The organism is Spirosoma aerophilum, from assembly GCF_054782495.1.
The window spans coordinates 487866-508197 of the sequence record NZ_BAAGSJ010000017.1; the positions used below are offsets into that span (position 1 = coordinate 487866).

The following is a 20332-nucleotide window of genomic DNA, read 5'->3' on the forward strand; positions in this document are numbered from 1 at the left end:
AGAGCCTGGCCCGAACGTGATCGATGTCGCTTATTTAAAAGTCTATGCTGGAGGAATACTCGTTGCCCGAACCGGCTGCGTCAGCTAATGTTAAGCCAGGGCAACCCTTTGAGCAGTAGCCTGATAAAAAGCGGAACGGTATCGTATAGCCCTGTTCGGGAGTAGCTTAAATGTCACGCTTACTAAATTAGTAACCTGCGGTTTGCCTTAGTTCTGAAAACGACCCGTAGCTTTACCACTTATTTGTGAACTATGGCGAGTGGGCTTTTTAACCGCAGGGATATCCTTGCTTACTTTATCGTTGCGGCAATTGGTGCTTCCTTGCAACTCGTAGCGGGAAGTTTATTACAGGATTGGTTTCAGTTTAGTTATCAGCAGGCGTTACTGGCGGGCTATATCCTTTCGTTTGTTGTGGGTTTTTTTTTAACAAAGCTTTTTGCTTTCAACGCGAAAAATTCAACAAAAACACGACGGGAAGCCGTCAAATTTACACTGGTATCTATTATTTCGTGTCTGATCACCGTCTATGGCTCTTCCCTGCTTTACGACTATGCGGCCAGTCATTTTGATGTGCTGATGGCCGTTGTGCCCTTTTCCGTAAAGCAGGTTAACGTTACTAAACTGATCGCGCATACAACCGGTATGGGCTTTAGCTTCTTCAGTAATTATATTCTGCATAAGACATTTACCTTCCACAATACCGGTTTTTACGAGCGTCTGAAGCGGCTGCTGGGCCTGTAGGTATTGTCGTTTAGCCTGTTCAACTAGCTCTACTTGTCAGTCATTCCATATTATTTCGGATAGCAAACGGTAAAACAGCGGGAATTCTGCCTTAGAATCCTACTAATCATGTTACTAACCCGGCAGTCAGTATTCCTGATAATAGCCATTGGTTCGTGCAGTTTAGGGTGATGCAATGACAACAAGATGGAAGCCATCAACCGGCAAAATCCATCGTCAAGAGGCTTTCCCGAATGGACAGACGACATTTTATTTCAAGCAGTGCCATCCTGAGCATGCTTCCTTATCTGGGGTTCGCATCCGTCGCGCGACCCGCAGCGAAAAAACCGGACTGGCTGCTTGACTGGATCAAAATCAATGACCGGCAGCTGCCCAACTATGCGCCCATCAAGGTGACGGATGCAAACAGTCCGTACGCCGGCAGCTATGTGAACGAGGCCGGCATGCCGAATCCCCACTCCACCAGCGGGTTTCTGATGAAGGCCAGTATGCTGGTCTCAACGCCTGAGTCGAGCTATTACCAGTCGGCAAAACTGCTGGCTGATATTGAGGCCGCTGCCCGCTGTATGCTCAAATTTCAGCATGCCGACGGGACCATTGACTACCTCGATACCAATTTTCATTCTACGCCAGACACCGCCTTTGTGCTGGAGAATATCGTTCCGGCCTATAAATTCCTGAAGGAATCGAACGCTAAAGGCACCAACACCGCACTCGGCCTCCTAAAAACATTTCTAACCAATGCCGGTGAAGCACTCGTTGTCGGAGGCATCCACACGCCGAACCACCGCTGGGTGGTGTCGGCAGCGCTGACCAAGCTCCATGAATTGTTTCCCGATCCACGGTATACCAAACGCATCGACCAGTGGCTGGCCGAACATATAGATATTGACCCGGATGGCCAGTACAATGAAAAGAGCACGAACAGCTATTCGCCCATCGTCGACCGGTCGCTGATCAGTATGGCGCGGGGGCTAAAAAAACCGGAGCTGTTCGAGCCTGTCCGGCAGAATTTGCTGATGACGCTGTACTATGTGCACCCGAATGGCGAGGTAGTAACGGAGGGGTCGAACCGGCAGGATAAGGGTACCATCGGCAATATGTCGCGGTACTACTATTGCTACCGGTATGTGGCGCTGCTGGACAAAAATAGCGAGATGGCGGCTATGTGTCGGCTGATCGAAAAGACATGCCCGAAGGAGCAACTGGCCGGTTACCTAGATTATTTTCTGGAAGACCCCATGCTCTGGAACGAGCTTCCCACCAGCAAGCCGTTGCCCACCAGTTACGCCAAAGCGTTTCCTTACTCGGGCGTGGTGCGCATTCGGCGGGAGGGGTGGGATGCCACGCTGTTGTCGAATAATGCAGGCTGGCTCACCTTCCACAAAGGCAACGCCGTCTTGCAGGGGGTACGGGTGGCTGCGTCGTTCTTCGGCAAGGGGCAATTTCAGACCGAAAAAATAGAGCAGCAGGGCAATGCCTGGGTGATGCGCCAGTCGTTGGAAGGGCCCTACTATCAACCCATCGCGGCCAGTAAAATTGATGCCAAGGGCGATTGGGACAAGATGCCCAGAACCGACCGCCCGCAAAGTGAAATCCAGAAACTCGTCACGACGATTACGGTTGCCGAAGTCAATAACGGACTGCGCGTCGATATCGACCTGTCGGGGACAGATCATGTTCCGGTGGCACTGGAACTGATTTTCCGACCGGGCGGTACGCTGGGGGGCGTTACGAAACACCCTAAAAAAGACAACGCTTATCTTTTCTCCGACGAGTCAGGTACTTATATCGTTGGGAACGACACCATCCGGTTCGGGCCGGGGAGAGCGGAACACAAAGGCGTGCAGCTGCGGGGCGCTTTACCCGCCTTGGATGCCCCAACCGTTTATTTGACGGGCTACACGCCGTTTAAGCATAGTCTGTTTCTGGGGTAGCTGGCGCTAATTACAGTTCCGGGGCAAGCTACCCCACCCCAGCCCCTCCCCTTGAAGAAAGGGAAGGGGCTAGAGGTGACCAGACGGAGCCCCTCCCCTGAAAACAGGGGAGGGGTTGGGGTGGGGTAGCTAACCATACAAACTTACCCAAATACCTAACTATATTCTCCTATCAGGAGAAGCTGATTGTTCGTGGCATGAGTCGATTAATTTCTTTACTGTTTCTTCTATTGCTTTCCGGCGTTCACTCGTTCGCCCAAAGCCCGTCGCAGACACTCTGGTACGACAAACCAGCCGCCGTTTGGCCCGAAGCCCTGCCGCTGGGCAATGGCTATATGGGCGCTATGGTTTTTGGCGACCCCACTCACGAACACCTGCAACTCAACGAAGGCACGTTGTACTCCGGCGACCCAACCGGTACGTTCAGGACGGTCAACATTCGAAAGGATTTTAAACAGGTCAGTGCGTTGCTGGCTGATAAAAAGTACCAGGAAGCGCAGGCGTTGATTGCCAGAGAATGGCTGGGCCGAAACCACCAGCTGTACCAGCCCATGGGTGATTTCTGGATCGACGTTGACCACAAAAACGCGCCCGTTTCCGACTATAAACGGCAGCTCGATCTGGCAACGGCGACCGCTACAACCCAATACAAAGCTGGAAATACAACCTATACCCGAACCTACTTCGCCAGTTACCCCGACCATGTTATTGTGGTAAAACTAACCGCCAGCGGGCCCGGTAAAATCAACGGCGCGTTCCATTTCTCGACACCCCATGAGTCAACCGCCCGCTATACCGTTCAGGGAAACACGCTGACGATGCGGGGTAAAGTTGCCTGGTTTTAGGCTGCGACGTACGTTTGAGCAGATTGAAAAAGCAGGCGATCAATACAAATACCCCGAAGTGTACGATAAGAGCGGTCAACGCAAACCGGGTATTGAGAACATGCTGTATGATCAGAAAATCAACGGTTTGGGTATGGCCTTCGAAACGCAAGTGAAAGCCACGAACACGGGCGGACGAATCAGGCAGGACAAGAACTCGCTGACTATTCAGGATGCCTCGGAGGTTGTTTTTGTGTTATCAGCGTCCACCAGCTTTAACGGATTTAATAAAAGCCCGGCCTATGACGGCGTCAATCCCAGACCCATCCTCGATCAGCGGTTCAAGGCCGTCGCGACGAAGCCGTATGCCGAGTTGTACAGAACGCACCTGGCCGATTACAAAAAGCTTTTCGATCGGGTCACTATTCAGCTGGCGGCCGAAACCGACCAATCGCAACTCCCGACCGACCAGCGTGTGGCGCGTTTTGCGAATGGTAAAGACCCGGCCTTTACGGCGCTTTACTTTCAATACGGACGTTACCTGATGATTGCCGGCTCGAGGCCGGGGGGGCAACCGCTTAACCTGCAAGGCATCTGGAACGATCTGATGGTGCCGCCCTGGAACGGAGGGTATACCATTAATATCAACGCCCAGATGAACTACTGGCCTGCCGAACTCACCAACTTGTCGGAATGTCAGGAACCGTTTTTCAAGGCGGTGAAGGAACTGGCGATCAATGGGCACGAAACGGCCCGGAACATGTATGGCAATGACGGCTGGGTGGCCCACCACAACATGGACATCTGGCGTCATGCCGAACCCGTCGATCTGTGCAACTGTTCGTTCTGGCCAATGGCGGCCGGGTGGCTGACGAGCCATTTCTGGGAGAAATATCTGTTCAGTGGCGATACCGGGTTTCTTCGGAAAGAGGCTTTTCCATTGCTCAAAGGAGCCGTTCAGTTCTACCAGGGCTGGCTGGTGAAAAATGAACAGGGTTATCTGGTAACGCCGGTGGGCCATTCGCCCGAACAGAATTTTCTATATGACGATCAGAAACAGGCTACCTTCAGCCCGGGCCCAACGATGGACATGGCCATTGTTCGGGAGTCGTTTTCCCGTTATCTGGAAGCGTGTAAAATACTGGGTGTTAACGATGACTTCACCGCTGGTGTAAAGCAGAGTCTGGGGCAGTTGCTTCCGTATCAGATCGGGAAATACGGTCAGTTGCAGGAGTGGCAGGACGATTTCGACGATGCCGACGTGCAGCACCGCCATTTTTCCCACCTGTACGCTATGCACCCCAGCAACCAGATCAATCTTCAGTCGACACCGGAGTTAGCCAGTGCAGCCAAACGCGTGATGGAACGCCGGGGCGATGGCGCAACGGGCTGGTCGATGGGCTGGAAAGTGAATGTCTGGGCGCGTTTGCAGGATGGCGACCACGCCTTAACACTGCTCACCAATTTATTTACGCTCGTTACAACCGAAAAGACGCACATGTCGGGTGGAGGTACGTACCCCAACCTGTTTTGCGCGCATCCGCCCTTTCAGATCGACGGCAATTTTGGGGCCACGGCGGGTATTGCCGAAATGTTGGTACAAAGTCATGCGGGCGAAATCCATTTACTTCCTGCTTTGCCCCAGGCCTGGCATACCGGTCGTGTGAAAGGGTTGAAAACGCGGGGAGGCTACACCGTCGATATGGAATGGAAGGATGGTAAATTGACCAAAGCAATTGTGCATTCAGCTCTTGGGGGTACCTGTCGCATTCGGACAAACGAGCGGACGACCGTGCAACCCGCTGGTAGTCCTGCCGCCGGAAACGGGAACCCCCTGTTCCGCTTTGTCGACGCCGGAACGCCGATCATTAAAGACAAAACGAAATTGGGGCAGATGCCTTTGGTAAAAGGGTTTACATTGGCTATTAAAACGGAGAAGGGGAAAGTGTATGAAATTCGATAGAACGCATGTCACATGGAGTGGTACTCCGTGCAGCCGCAGGCTAAGTGATAGCTCAAAATTAGTAGCTTATGGCTGCACGGAGTACCACTCCATGCGACAAGGCGCAACTACTAAAAAAATCACATACTATTTACTGTACTTAATCACTGCGCTTAGTCTAAACCAAGTCGCACAGGCCCAGAAGCAACCCGTCGACCTCGTCAATCCGCTGGTCGACGCGGCTAATTCGCGCTGGTTCTTTTTTAACTCCGCTTCGCGTCCGTTCGGTATGGTCAACCTGAGTCCCGATAACGGCGTCAATGCCGACTGGGGTGCGGGTTACCGCTATCATTTGGATAGCATCAAATGTTTTAGCCATATCCATGGCTGGCAATTGTCGGGCGTGCCGGTGATGCCTACGACCGGAGTGTTCAAAGGGCATCTGGGTTCGGATCAGTACGGGTCGCGGTTCTCGCATGAGAAAGAAATCGTAAAAGCAGGCTACCATAAAGTGGTGCTGGATGCCTACAACATCACGGCCGAACTGACGTCAACTACCCGTGTGGGGTTTCACAAATACACGTTTCCAGCCTCAGCCCAGAGCCACATTCTGTTCGACTTTTCTACGTTCTTAGGCCCGTCGGATACGCAGAAAGGGCATGTCAAGAAGGTCAGTAATCAGGAAATTGAAGGGTATGCCGTAATGGCTCCGACCATTCGTCGGCCTAAAACGCTGACCGTCTTCTTCGTTGCCGTGTTCGATAAACCGTTTGACTCTTTCAGAGGCTGGCGAAATGGCACCCTCCAAACGCCCGATGGCCTGATTGAGGGAGAGCGGACGGGCGCTTACATCACTTTCAAAACCAAAGCTGGCGAGGTTCGGAAGATGAAAGTGGCCATTTCGTACGTCAGCGAAGAGCAGGCCCGTATCAACCTCAACACTGAGCTGCCGCACTGGGATTTTGAGAAAACGGTGCAGGATAGTCGCTCCGACTGGAACAACTGGCTGAGCCGAATCGATATTCAGGGCGGTACAGACACCGAACGCAGCCGTTTTTATACCGACCTCTGGCACGCGTTGCAGGGCCGACGCATCATCTCCGACGTGAACGGAAAGTACAGCGATATGACCGGCCCCGAGCGCCGGATCAAACAGATTCCGCTGGATGCCAGTGGCAAACCGAAATTCAATCACCATAATTTCGATGCTATGTGGGGCGCACAGTGGTCGCTTAACACACTCTGGCATTTGGTTTATCCGGAAGTGACGGAGTCGTTCGTCAACTCCATGCTGCTCATGTACGACGATGGCGGCCTCATTCCGCGCGGTCCGGCGGGGGGCAACTATACTTTTGTCATGACGGGGGCCTCGTCAACGCCGTTCATTGTAAGTGCTTACCTGAAAGGCATCCGGGGTTTTGATCAGAACAAGGCCTACGAAGGGATGCGCAAGAACCATTTTCCCGGTGGCCTGATGAGCAAAGCCGGTTACGAACACAAGACCTTCAAAGGGGGTGGCATCGAGTTTTATATGGAGCGCGGGTATATCCCGCATCCGATGAGCACCACCCGCTATGGCTTTCACCAGGACGGCTCCACCCAAACGCTGGAATACGCCTATCAGGATTATACGCTGGCGCAGATGGCCAGGGCGCTCGGCAAAACCGATGATTACGGCCTGTTCATGAAGCGGGCGCAGAACTACAAAAACATCTATAACCCCGAAATAGGCTGGATGTGGAACCGCACCCTGGATGGCAAATGGGCCGAGCCGGTCGATATTCTGCGGTATGACAACGGCTGGGAAGAAGGAAACGCAGCTCAGTATACCTGGTTCGTGCCACACGATGTGCACGGGTTGATCAACCTCATGGGTGGTCGGGATGCGTTTACCAATAAGCTCAATGGCTCGTTCGAGAAGGCCCGGAAACATGATTTCGTGACGGGTAAAACCCACGCCAGCGAAACGGAGGAAGAACGACGCCGGATATTCATCAACTACGGCAACCAGCCCTGCATGCAAACGGCTTTTCTGTTCAACTATGCCGGATCGCCCTGGCTAACCCAATACTGGACGCGGCAGGTGGTCGAGAAAGTGTACAGCGGCCTCTCGCCCGATTACGGCTACAGTGGCGATGAAGACCAGGGATTGATGGGCAGCCTGTCGGTTTTGTTGAAGACAGGCCTGTTTTCTACCAATGGTGGTACCACGCCCGAGCCGTTCTACGAAATCACCAGCCCGATCTTTAACCGGATCACCATCAAACTGAATCCGAAATACTACAAGGGCAAACAGTTTGTGATCGACGCGCCGAACAACTCGGCACAGAACGTCTATATTCAGTCGGCTCAGTTGAACGGTCAACCCCTCGACCAACCGTGGATGCTGCACGAAACGGTCGTCAACGGCGGCACCCTGACACTGAAGATGGGTGATCAGCCGAACAAAAACTGGGGTAGTAAGCCCGAACGGGCACCGGTGTCCATGTCGATGGAGGCCGCACAACGATAAATGCTGACCCTTAACCAAATCCCTTGCTATGATCCGAAATTCAGTGAGCTGCTTTTTATTGCTGGTACTGATCGTTTGCTTCGCCGGATTTCAGGCAGATCCGCTGGAGGGAGCATGGTCTTATGCAATCAACTTAGACGAAAAACTATCCGGTACACTGACGTTGAGCCGGGTGAACGGATCGTATACCGGCGTCCTCTTTTCCTTCGAGCGGGGAGAGATACCGTTGCAGCAGCTGACCACCGACGGCAACAAACTGACCGGGCGTTTTAAACTGCGAAAAGATGAATATCAACTGGTGGCCGAGGTGGCGGGAGATAGTCTGACGGGCCGAGTTTCGTCTGGCGCAAAAGGGTTTACGCTGTTGGCGAAACGCATCATTGAACCCACACAGGCCTATAACCCTCCCCATGTCTCTTACATTCTGTCGGATAGTGAGCTGAGCGCGTTCGAACACGACATTGACCATGCGGGCCTGATTGAACGTATGGACCGGCAGGGATACATACGGGGCGAACGCATCTACAATGCCATTTGTGTCAACTGTCACGGTAATCCCGATATCGAGGGCTCTATCCCCCTGTCGCATAAGTTCTGGAAGCAGCCATTCAAGGCTGGTTACGATCCCTTTTCGATGTACCAGACCATTACCAAAGGGTATGGGTCGATGCCGCCCCAGATGACACTCACCCCGCAGGAAAAGTATGACGTGATTACCTACATTCGGGAGGGCTTTATCAAGGAAACGAATCCTGGTCAATACCACACTCCAACGCCCGGCTATCTCGCCAAACTGCCGAAGGGAACATCGAAGGGCCCGGCGGTAAAACCCTATCATCCCTGGTCGGATATGGACTACGGAAATTTCTTTATCAACACCTACGAGTTGGCTGATTCGGCAACGGGGCCAAAACGGTTTCATTCGCCGGGACGCCCTCCGTATGCCGACGAAGATTACCGGAAGAACAATTTTGCGTACAAAGGCATTGCCGTGCGGGTCGATACCGGCGCAGGTGGCGTAGCGGCCGGTAAAGCCTGGATGATCTTCGACCATGATCTGATGCGCGTGGCCGGTGGGTGGACGGGTAAAGGGTTTATTGATTGGGAAGGTATTCTGCTCAACGATAACCACGAAACTTACCCCCGAACCATCGGCCAGCTGCACATCGAAACGCCCGTTGGCCCCGGCTGGGCAAACCCCACTACCGGCTCGTTCGACGACCCTCGGTTTACGGCCCGTGACGGTCGCCAGTTTGGGCCATTACCTAAAACGTGGGCCAACTACAAAGGACTTTATCATTACGGAAATACGGTCATCATCGCCTACTCCGTTGGGCAGACGGCTATTCTGGAAAAGTTAGGGTTGGAGATGTTTGAGGGGCAGCCTGTATTTACCCGAACCCTGACCGTCAATCCGGGGCAGGAACTGCTGAAAACCAGAGTGGCGCGGGCCGGAACCAGGGTCACGGCCATTGGCAAAGGGGCATCGCTGAAAGAGGAGGACGGATATGTTGTTTTACGGATTTTGGCCACGGCGAAAACGACCATTAAGCTATTTATGACCCGGCCCGGCAGTAAATCCCTGAACTACTTTGCCGCCCATTCTCCCAAACCTGAATCGCTCGAATCGTACACCAAAGGCGGGAAGGCGCATTACCCCCAAACACTGTACACGACCATTACGCGGGGGAGAAACGACGGGTTGTTTGCGGTCGATCAACTGACGCCACCTTACGACAATCCGTGGCAGTCGCGGATGAAGCTCAGTGGTGTCGACTTTATGAAGAACCCGAATGTCGCTGTTTTATGCACCACTGATGGGGATGTATGGCGGGTTACAGGCCTGACCAATCCCAGCGGGCGTCTGGCCTGGAAACGCATCGCATCGGGGCTTTTTCAGCCGTTGGGTATCAAAGTGTTGACCGAAAAGATATACGTGACCTGCCGCGACCAACTGGTCCTGCTCCGGGATTTGAACGGCGATGGTGAAACCGATTTTTACGAAAGCTTCAACCACGACCACCAGGTAACCGACCACTTCCACGAATTCGCGATGGGTCTGCAAGCCGATAAGGAAGGCAACCTGTATTACGCTAAAAGTGGCCGTCATGCCCGCGAGGCCCTGATTCCTCAACACGGAACCCTGTTGAAAGTCAGTAAGGACGGGGCCACCACGCAGGTTATTGCCACCGGGTTCAGAGCCGCCAACGGCGTATGCATCAACCCCGACGGTAGTTTTATCGTGACCGACCAGCAGGGGTACTGGAACCCCATGAACCGCGTCAACTGGATTGACGGTAAGGGGAAATTTTACGGCAATATGTGGGGATACAACCCGCCCACCGACTCGACCAAAGCCGCTATGGAGCAGCCGCTGGTTTGGATTGACATGGAGTTTGACCGGTCGCCGTCGGAGCTTTTATGGGTCGACAGTAAAAAGTGGGGGCCGCTGAACGGTGGTCTGCTCAGCTTTTCGTACGGCTACGGAAAAATTCAGCTGGTGTTGCCCGAAGATGTCAATGGTCAGAAACAGGGTGGTGTGATCGACCTGCCGGGCGTTAAATTCCGCACCGGCATCATGCGCGGACGCTTCAACCCCGCCGATGGACAGTTATACGCCTGTGGCATGTCGGCCTGGGGCACCTCGCAAACCATTAAAGGGGGCGATTTCTACCGGCTTCGCTATACCGGAAAGCCCGTTTCGCTCCCCACTCGGCTGAGCGCCGAAGCGGATGGCGTGACGCTGACGTTTGCCAGCGAGCTAGCCGAAAAAAGCCTCCGGAATCCCGCCCGTTTCGAGGTGAAAAGCTGGGACATCCGAAGAAGCCGGAAGTATGGGTCGGACCGCTACAACACGCAGACGCTGACTATTGCCGACGTGAAACTCAGTCGGGATAAAAAGACCGTAAAGCTCATGCTTCCCGGCATAAAACCAACCGACGTCATGACGATTGCGTATTCAGTTACGGATGCGAAAGGGCACCCGTTTACCGGGAAAGTACAGAACACGATTCACCAGTTGCGAAAAGCCAACAACCAGCAGTACTTGAGCAAAAATTTATTAACCACAGAGGCACAAAGAGCACAGAGGTTCTAATGAGGTACAGTTTCCCCTGATCGGCCTCTGTGCTCTTTGTGCCTCTGTGGTTAAATGAAATCGCATAGACCCGTACCATGGTTACCCTATGACTCACGAGGTAACCCTGGCACGGGTCTATGCGAAAGCCGATTGGGAAAAGCCAACAATCAGTTTTTCGCTGGGGTCAGGTGATGGGCCAGCGGGCGATATGAATAGAGATGGTTTTTGTCATCCCGAGGAACGAGGGATCTTCGGATAAGGCTGTTTTTTTATAAGTTATCCGAAGATCCCTCGTTCCTCGGGATGACAAAAAGGAGCATAATTAACTTTTTAGATCAGTCATAATTCACGTCAACTATCGTGAGAATTATGGAAAAGTGCGAATATAAGATGATTCAGTTCCGGCCACTAGGTAGAATACTTTTATTGCTAGTCCTGCTCGCCATTACGAGCAGTAAATGGGCGGTTGGGCAGTCGGTTAAACGCCCGAATATTCTGTTCATTCTGGCCGATGACATGGGCTTTTCGGATATTGGCTGTTACGGGGGCGAGGTCAGCACACCGAACATCGATAAACTGGCGGCTGGCGGTATTAAGCTGCGCAGTTTTTATAACAACGCCCGGTGCTGCCCCACCCGCGCGTCGCTGCTGACGGGGCAGTATCCGCATACCGTCGGTATGGGGCTGATGGTCACCATGCCCAACGCGGCCATTCAGCCCGGTAGTTACCAGGGTTTTCTGGATGCGCGCTACCCGACCATTGCCGAGCGACTGAAAGAAACAGGCTATAGTACCTACATGCTCGGCAAGTGGCACGTGGGTGAACGCCCGGAACACTGGCCCCTGAAACGCGGTTTCGATCATTATTTCGGCCTGATCTCCGGCGCGTCCAGCTATTACGAAATCGTTCCCGCCGAGAAAGGCAAGCGGTTCATTGTTGAAGACGATACCGAGTTTACGCCCCCCGCCGACGGTTTTTACATGACCGACGCCTTCACGGATTATGCCGTTCGGTATCTCAACCAGCAGAAGCAGGTTCAGGCCGATAAGCCCTTTTTTATGTACCTGGCCTATACGGCGCCCCACTTCCCGCTACACGCCTACGAAACGGATATTGCCAAGTATGAAAAGCTGTACGCGCAGGGGTGGGATGTGACCCGCACCCGGCGCTACCAGAAAATGGTCAAGCTCGGGCTGATTGACAAACGGTACCAACTGACCCCGCGCCCTGCCGACGTACCCGCCTGGCATTCAGTGACCGAAAAAAAGGACTGGATTCGTAAAATGGCCGTATATGCCGCCATGATCGACCGGATGGATCAGAATATTGGTCGGCTCATCAAAACGCTGAAAGCGAATGGCCAGTACGACAATACGCTCATCGTATTTATGTCGGACAATGGGAGCTCCAACGAAAACGTGGAGGGGCGCAAACTCAACGACCCCACCAAAAAGATCGGGGAACGGGGTTCTTATGTGACGTATGACACACCCTGGGCCAACGTGTCGGTTACGCCGTTTCGGAAATACAAACGGTTTCTGCACGAGGGCGGTATGATCACGCCCTGCCTTATGCAATGGCCGCGCGGCATTCGTCCGCAGGCTGGCTTTGTGGAAGGCATTGGCCACGTTATGGATTTGCTGCCCACCAGCCTTGAACTGGCGGGGGCTGCTGATGAGGCATTGCCCGGCAAAAGTTTGTCGGGCCTGTGGACTCGTCAAAAAGCCGAACCACGCACCTATTGCTGGGAGCATGAAGGCAACAAAGCCATCCGAAAAGCCGACTGGAAGCTGGTAAAAGACACCGAAGATGCGGATTGGGAACTGTACAATATCAAAGCTGACCCCTGCGAAACCAATAATCTCGCCCAGAAACAACCTCAACGCGTTGCCAGCCTTCGGGCCGAGTACGACAACTGGGCGCAACGGGTAGGCGTTCGCGAACCATTGGCGGGGAAACCGGAATAGTAAGGTTTCGCGCTCCGCTAACCGATTCAATCAGAACAAATAAGTGTTCAGTAAATACGTTATTTTAACCGGTGTCTTTCGGCTATGCGGTGTGTAGCGACACAAAAACATCGGTACCTTTACAGATTAATTCAACCCGATATTCGGCACCACAGCATGGTGGTGGGCAGTATATTTCCAGACAATACATTAAAAAAATGTCAATAGACATGGCTACCAAAAGACCGGTCAAACTAGTAATTGGTTCCCTCTTCGTGCTCTCAACGTTCATTGCAGGATTCCAGAAAATAAATGTTGAAGAACCCCGGATTTCACTCGACAGCTATGTGGTTGAAGAAGGCTTCAAGCTGAAGCTGATTGCGTCAGAATCTCTCCTGAAAGCCCCCGTCAGCCTGGATTTTGATGATAAAGGTCGAATGTGGGTGGTCGAGATGATTGGCTACATGCCCAACCTCGAAGGTATCGGTGAAGAAGACCCAACGGGCCGGATTACTATTCTGGAAGACAGGGATAAAGATGGCGTCGCCGATCACGCAAAGGTATTTTTGGATAAGCTCGTGCTGCCCCGAGCTCTGGCGCATGTATATGGCGGACTGTTGTACATAGATGGCCCCAGCCTTTGGTTTGTCGAGATAAAAAATGATAAGCCCGGCAAAAAAACGCTGGTCGACCCGGTTTATGCAGAGGGCGGCAACGTGGAGCATTCGTCCAACGGACTGATGATGAACATCGACAACTGGATCTACAACGCCAACTACAACTTCCGCTATCAGCTGAAAAGTGGCAAATGGCTGAAAGAACCCACCACCGACCGGGGGCAGTGGGGTATCACGAGAGACAACTTCGGACGGCTTTATTACAACAACAACTCTACCAATTTACAGGGTGATTTTGTGCTGCCTAATAAAGTAATCCGAAACAAATACTTCAGGCCCGCCCTCTCGGAGCACCAGCGGCTGGCTAGCAATCGGGTATATCCCATCCATCAAACGTCCGTCAACCGTGGGTATCAGTCTGGCGTTCTGGACGAAAAAGGGTTTTTGAAAGAAGTGACGGCGGCCTGCGGGCCCTTAGTGTATCGGGGTGGGGCTTTCCCGGACGCGTATAATCAGAATGCATTCGTCTGCGTGCCCGAGGCCAACCTGATCAAGCGGAATATTCTGCATTTTGAGGGTAATAAAACCACGGCCAGTCAGGCGACGGAAGGCAAAGAATTTATTGCGTCGACTGACGAAGGTTTTCGTCCGGTGAACCTGTTTACGGGTCCCGATGGGGCCATGTATGTGGTTGACATGCACAGAGGCATCATTCAGCACAAAGCGTACATCTCCCAATACCTCACCGAACAGCTTGCCGGTAAAAAACTGGATACGCTGCAAAATGCGGGGCGCATCCTGAAAATAACCAGCACCGTCACCAAGCCAAACCCCGCCCCCGACCTGAGCAAGGCGACGGCGAGCCAACTGGTCGGCTTCCTGAGCAACCCGAACGGCTGGTTGCGAGACCGCGCTCAGCAACTGCTGATTCAAAAGAAAGACCTCTCGGTGGTTGGGCCGTTAACCCGTTTAACCAAAGCGGACAACCCCTTTTCAACGGCCATTCATGCCCTGTATGTGCTGGATGGGTTGAATGCGCTAACGTTTGCAACGCTGAGCGACATTGTCAGCCAATCGAAACAGCCCGAAACCATAGCCCACGCGCTGGGCCTTATGGAGCGATTTGCCGCCCCGCAGCAAGTGGCGAACATGAAGGCGATCAGCACGCAGCTAATGGCCCGGAATAATGAAACGATAGACCTCTATCTGGCGATGTCGCTCAATGGCTGGCTCAACGTATCGGAGGCTACGTTTATGCCCGTTCTCTCGGCACTGGATAAAAAATATGCCGACCAGAAACTAGTTCAGGAGGCTCTTGTCAGCGGCCTTGCCGGTAAAGAAGAGCATTATCTGGCGGCTGCGGACCCCAGCGCGTTGCTGAAAAAGAATCTGGTCGCCACCATAGACAAGCGGCAGAAGAACGAGATGAACTCGATTTTTGTGGTCCAGAAAAACGAGGTCGATAACCGCACAAAAGGCCTGAAACTGTTCCGAACCATTTGCGCGACCTGCCACGGTGCCGACGGGAAAGGCATTCAGGATCTGGCCCCGCCCCTCAAAGGCTCGGAATATATCGACGGGTCGATGAAGCGGCTGGCGGCCATCATTCTCCACGGCGTCAGCGGACCGATTCACGTGAACGGCAAACTCTACCAGCTGAACAACGAAATGCCCGCCCTGCTCAATAACAAGGACATCAGCGATCAGGACATTGTCGACATTATTCAATACACTCAAAACGCCCTGGCGAAAGAAGGGAAACGGGTTTCGACGGCAGATGTTAAGAAAATGAGAGAGAAAAAACCGGCAGGAAGTGGGGTATTGACCGAGAAGCAATTGCTGGAAGATGACTTTGATAAGTAAGTAGTTTGGGGCTATGGCTTAGTGTACAACAGCCATAAACGGCTTAATCTCTTTATACCATGCCCGCCCAAACGCTCTTCAAACTCCTCATCCGCTCGTTTCTCCTGACGCTGGGCATGCTCGTTATCTGGTGGGGGCTCGATTCGTTTTTCAGTGGGGCGGTCTGGGCCGGCATGGTGGTCAGCAAATCGGCGCTGGTGGTCGAATACTGCGAATTCAATAACGTAGCGCGGTTCTTTCACCAGCCCATGAATACGTATTCCAATCTGGCCTATTTCTACTTTGGGGTACTGATCGCACAAATCGCTTACGACGACTATAAAAACGAGGGCATCAAGCGGCAAAACCGGCTGGAAGCCTTTCCGCAGTTATCGGCCCTGATGGGCATTTGCTTCATTTATCTGAGCTTCGGGAGTGCCTTTTTTCACGCGTCACTGACGTGGATAGGCCAGCGGGTCGACATGAACGGCACGTACGGAATTACGCTCGTACTGGTCAGTATCGCGCTTTATCATGTGTTGCATAAAATTAGATTTACGCAACCCGTTAAAAACGTCTGGGTCATTGCTTTAGTCATTGTTATACTCCTGTTTTTGAAAATTGCCCTACTGATTTCCAGCAGTGTTTTGTTGCCTTCGCTAATTCTGGCCCTGCTGGCAGGCATTGCGGTAAATTATCTCCAATTCAGGAAAAAACGCTCTATTCTGTTAGCCGTTGCCAGCCTGGTGCTCATGGTGGTTGCCGTTCGATTTCGCACGCTGGATGTGCAGAAAATAGGCTGCGACCCGCATTCACTGATTCAGGGGCATTCCATCTGGCATTTACTGACGGCGCTGAGCAGCGTTTGCAGTTATTCGTTCTTTCGATTTGCTAAAACCTAGACCAAAATACTCGTTAGCATGAAGCGTAACCGATTAATGATTGGCACGATGGCTTTATCCGCGTTTATCTATGCGTGTAAAGTGCAGATGGCAACGAACACGCCAGCCGGTAGCTCCGCTTCGGTGGCGGCTGCTCCTGCCGTCGATAAAGATACCACACTGCCGCTGGCTCCGTTTTCTATCACGCCCTTAACGCCCGAGCAAAGCCAGCAGGCGTTTGTGCTGCCCCCCGGTTACCATATGGAACTGGTGGCCAGCGAGCCGATGATTACCGAACCCGTTGCTATTGCCTGGGACGGCAACGCCCGTATGTATGTGGCCCAGATGGAGACCTATACGCAGGACGCCGACGGCACCGGCACAAAGGATAAAAAAAGCCGGGTAATGCTCCTGGAAGATACCAACAACGACGGCAAAATGGACAAGAGTACGGTGTTCATTAAAGACCTGATGCTGCCGCGTATGATCCTGTGTGTCAATCATGAACTGATTGTCAATGAAACGGATACGTATGATATGTTCAGCTATAAAGACACCAATGGTGATGGCGTGGCGGATGAGAAACGCGCCGTATACACGGTGGGTAAAGTAGCGCCCGGCAACCTCGAACACCAGCGTAGCGGTCTGGTCTGGAACCTCGATAATTACATCTACCAGACGGTTGACCCTATTCGTTTTCGGTATGTGGGCGGGATGCTCAAACCCGACTCCCTGCACAGCGGCTCCAACGGCCAGTGGGGACTGACGCACGACAACTACGGTCGGTTGTTCTACAGCCGGGGCGGGGGCGAAAACGCCGGTTCGGGCTTTCAGATCAATCCGAAATACGGAGCGCTGGAGTTTGCCGATGCCTACAATGAAGAAACCTTTAGCCCCGTCTGGTCGCGCATTTCCAATCCCGAAGTGCAGGGCGGCCCGCCGAGATTACGTCCTGATAGCACCCTGAATCACTTTACGTCGGGGAATGGCCAGTCTATTTTCCGGGGCGACCGCCTGCCCGCCGATCTGGTGGGCGACTATTTGATCAACGAACCCGTCGCGCGCATCATCCGCCGGGCCAAGGTTGTGAACCGGGAAGGCAAGACCTACCTGGAAAACGTGTATAAGCACAAGGAATTCATCGCCAGCACCGACTTCTTCTTCCGGCCCGTCAACACCTACACCGGTCCGGATGGCCTGCTGTATATCATCGACATGAACCGGGGTATTATTCAGGAATCCAACTGGACGAAGAAAGGGACGTTCCTGCGGAATAAAATCGACCAGTACGACCTGGCGAAAGTGAACCAGCGGGGCCGTATCTGGCGTCTGGTACACGATGGCTACACGCCCGGTCCGAAACCTCACATGCTCGATGTGCCAGCGGCCGATTTGGTCAAGTACCTGGATCATGCCAACGGCTGGTGGCGGGATAATGCCCAGAAACAGATCGTACTCCTCGGCGATAAATCGGTTGTTCCGACGCTGAAACAGATGGCTGGTGGCCAGAAAGGGGCTTCGGCTTTGGGACGTCTGCACGCCTTGTGGACGCTGGAAGGCCTGGACGCTATTGACAAAGACCTGCTCTACACAGCGCTGAAAGACACCGATGCGCAAATGCGACGGGCAGCTGTCTGGATCAGCGAACGCTATCTCAAACAGAATGACAGCGACATGATTGCCCGTGTAGGCGGTCTGGCAAACGATGAAAATTACGACGTAAAAACCCAGTTGATCTTGTCGCTTGGGGCCAACAAAAATGAGCAGGCCCGGCAACTGGTTCAGGATATTCTGGCCCGGAATTCGGGCAACGAAATGCTGGCCCGCGCCAAAAACAGCATCGACCGCAACGAAGATGCCAAGGTATATGGTATGAAACTGGGGGCGTTTACGGCAGCCGATCGGAAGTTGATCGTGAGTGGCGGTGAAATCTACAAAGGCATGTGTTCGCCCTGCCACGGGGGCGATGGCAACGGCTTGCCTACGAATGCAGCACCGGCCTTGCGGGGCGCCAAACACGTGAATAACGACCGTGATTACGCCATTCGGATTCTGCTGCACGGCCTGAAAGGCCCGATTGAAGGGAAAGAGTACCCCAGCGAAATGGCGTCTATGAAAGACAACACCGACGAGTGGATTGCCTCTGTTGCCAGCTATATCCGCTACGAATTTGTCGGCACATCGACCCGCGCCATAAAAGGTCGCCAATCGGCCGTAGTACAGCCCGAGGAGGTGAAAAAAGTACGGGAAGCCTACGCATCATCGCGCGGAGCCTGGACAATTGACGAACTCGAAAAACAACTCCTGCCCACAACGACGCTAAAGTAGTGTTGGTGTAGTCATTCCCCCAGCCTCTCCCCTTGAAAAAAGGAGAGACGGTTGGCCGCTGCCGGGCTCAGTAACGACGTACCCTTGTCCTGGCCCCTCCTCTTTTTTTAGGGGAGGGGTTGGGGTGGGGTGAAACGACCTAAAAACAACTGTACTCCTCCCCAAACCCCTTTTTCGCTGCACACATGAAAGAAGACAACACCATTAACCGCCGGGATTTCGTTGGGAAAGCCGCCACCGCTGTGGCTGGGTTTATGATCGTTCCCCGCTTTGTACTGGGCGGCAAGCGGCCCGACGGGACTAAATATCTGGCCCCGAGCGATGTCATCTCACTGGGTTTCATCGGTACCGGTAAGCAGGGCAAAGGGCTGATGTCGTCGTTTCTGGGCACGAACGAAGCCCGTATCGTCGCCATTAGTGAAGTGTATAAAGCCAAAGCGCAACAGGGTCTGGATCGAATCAAAGCGCACTACGAAAAGAACCCACAGTCAGGTAAGTATGCCGATGTTCCGGTGTATACTGATTTTCGGGAGTTGCTCGCCCGGAAAGACATAGATGCCGTGGTCATTGCCACCCCCGACCACTGGCACGCGGCTATGGCCGTTCGGGCGGCTCAGGCCGGTAAAGATATTTACTGCGAAAAACCGCTGGCCCTGACCGTGAAAGAAGGGCGGGCGATGGTCGACGCGGCCCGCAAATACAATCGCGTATTCCAGACGGGGAGCATGCAGCGGTCATGGCCCGAATTTCGACAAACAGCCGAATTGATTCGTAATGGCTATATCGGCGAGGTGAAAACCATTAAAGTAAATGTCGGCCCTCCACCAACGGCCTACGACCTGCCCGCCGAACTGGTTCCCGAAGGATTGGATTGGGAGGCTTGGTTAGGCCCCAATCAGCCGGTAGCCTTTAATTCGGAATTGGCACCTCCAATCTCTAAAGATGTATTCCCCAACTGGCGTAACTACCGGGAGTTCGGTGGGGGCATGGTGACCGACTGGGGCGCGCATATGTTCGACATTGTGCAGTGGGCGCTGGATATGGACAACAGCGGGCCGGTAGAGGTGATCGCGCCCGATGGCAAAGAGCACCCGTTTCTGACGTATAAATACGACAATGGCATTGTGATGACCCACGAAAAATGGGATTGGAACAACGCCATCCACTTCGTGGGGACGGAGGGCGAAATTAAAGTGCAGCGGAGGAAGATCGAAACGACACCAGCCTCGCTGGCTACGAAGGAGATCGGGGAGACAGAAAAACATGTGTATAGGAGCGACAACCACTACAAGGATTTTCTGGATGCCATGCGTAAGCGCAGCAAACCCATCTGCGACGTTGAGGTAGGCCACCGCACGGCGTCGGTTTGTAACATCGGCAACATTGCGTACCGGCTCAATCGCTCGCTGCAGTGGAATCCAAAGAAAGAGCAGTTTAAAAACGACACCGAAGCCAATGCCCTCCTCGGTCGCCCCATGAAAAACCAGTGGGGTATCAAGATTTAATCAAGTAAAGCGGCTGGGTAGCCGCTTTACTGCATCCCTGGTCTTTGAGAATAACATAGCTGCCAGGTTAAGCTTATGGTGGGGTCAGTTTCTTAAAACTGACCGGCGAGGTGTCTCAAAACCTCGTTTTGTTGACAGCCTGACACGGTAGGTTTTAAGAAACCCGCCGTGTCAGTT

General features: G+C 53.2%; 12 protein-coding genes. All 12 read left to right on the top strand.

Translation table 11 applies throughout. From position 1 onward, the window contains the following. The first annotated feature begins 252 nt into the window (after positions 1-252). The 12 genes from ACYVK4_RS24400 (at position 253) to ACYVK4_RS24455 (ending at position 20155) form a co-directional block, all read left to right on the top strand. The gene (locus ACYVK4_RS24400; RefSeq protein WP_461130182.1) at positions 253-741 is read left to right on the top strand and encodes a GtrA family protein; all 489 of its coding nucleotides are present in this window, start codon (positions 253-255) and stop codon (positions 739-741) included. Positions 742-974: 233 nt separating this feature from the next. Then, positions 975-2678, top strand: coding sequence for a hypothetical protein (locus ACYVK4_RS24405; RefSeq protein WP_461130183.1), 1704 nt, complete (start codon positions 975-977; stop codon positions 2676-2678). Between the two features lie 197 nt (positions 2679-2875). Next, positions 2876-3523, top strand: coding sequence for a glycoside hydrolase family 95 protein (locus ACYVK4_RS24410; RefSeq protein ID WP_461130184.1), 648 nt, complete (start codon positions 2876-2878; stop codon positions 3521-3523). After that, on the top strand, positions 3510-5465 hold the full coding sequence (locus ACYVK4_RS24415) for a glycosyl hydrolase family 95 catalytic domain-containing protein (RefSeq protein WP_461130185.1): 1956 nt from the start codon (positions 3510-3512) through the stop codon (positions 5463-5465). Before ACYVK4_RS24410 ends, ACYVK4_RS24415 begins: the two co-directional genes overlap by 14 nt. Positions 5466-5556: 91 nt before the next feature. After that, a complete protein-coding gene (locus ACYVK4_RS24420) occupies positions 5557-7956 on the top strand; it encodes a GH92 family glycosyl hydrolase (RefSeq protein ID WP_461130186.1) in 2400 nt (799 codons plus the stop codon). A gap of 28 nt (positions 7957-7984) precedes the next feature. Then, entirely contained in the window at positions 7985-11053 is a 3069-nt protein-coding gene (locus tag ACYVK4_RS24425; RefSeq protein ID WP_461130187.1) for a DUF6797 domain-containing protein, read from the top strand. 88 nt (positions 11054-11141) lie between these two features. Next, a complete protein-coding gene (locus tag ACYVK4_RS24430) occupies positions 11142-11294 on the top strand; it encodes a hypothetical protein (RefSeq protein WP_461130188.1) in 153 nt (50 codons plus the stop codon). Positions 11295-11404: 110 nt separating this feature from the next. Further along, complete coding sequence (locus tag ACYVK4_RS24435; protein ID WP_461130189.1) at positions 11405-13003, top strand: arylsulfatase; 1599 nt, start codon at positions 11405-11407, stop codon at positions 13001-13003. A gap of 209 nt (positions 13004-13212) precedes the next feature. Beyond that, positions 13213-15462 (top strand): DUF7133 domain-containing protein, encoded by a 2250-nt coding sequence (locus tag ACYVK4_RS24440; protein WP_461130190.1) that lies wholly within the window; start codon positions 13213-13215, stop codon positions 15460-15462. A 59-nt stretch (positions 15463-15521) separates the two neighbouring features. Beyond that, entirely contained in the window at positions 15522-16343 is an 822-nt protein-coding gene (locus ACYVK4_RS24445; protein WP_461130191.1) for a ceramidase domain-containing protein, read from the top strand. Between the two features lie 18 nt (positions 16344-16361). Beyond that, positions 16362-18650, top strand: a complete 2289-nt coding sequence (locus ACYVK4_RS24450; RefSeq protein ID WP_461130192.1) for a DUF7133 domain-containing protein — start codon at positions 16362-16364, stop codon at positions 18648-18650. Positions 18651-18835: 185 nt separating this feature from the next. After that, complete coding sequence (locus ACYVK4_RS24455) at positions 18836-20155, top strand: Gfo/Idh/MocA family protein (RefSeq protein ID WP_461130193.1); 1320 nt, start codon at positions 18836-18838, stop codon at positions 20153-20155. Positions 20156-20332: the final 177 nt, after the last annotated feature.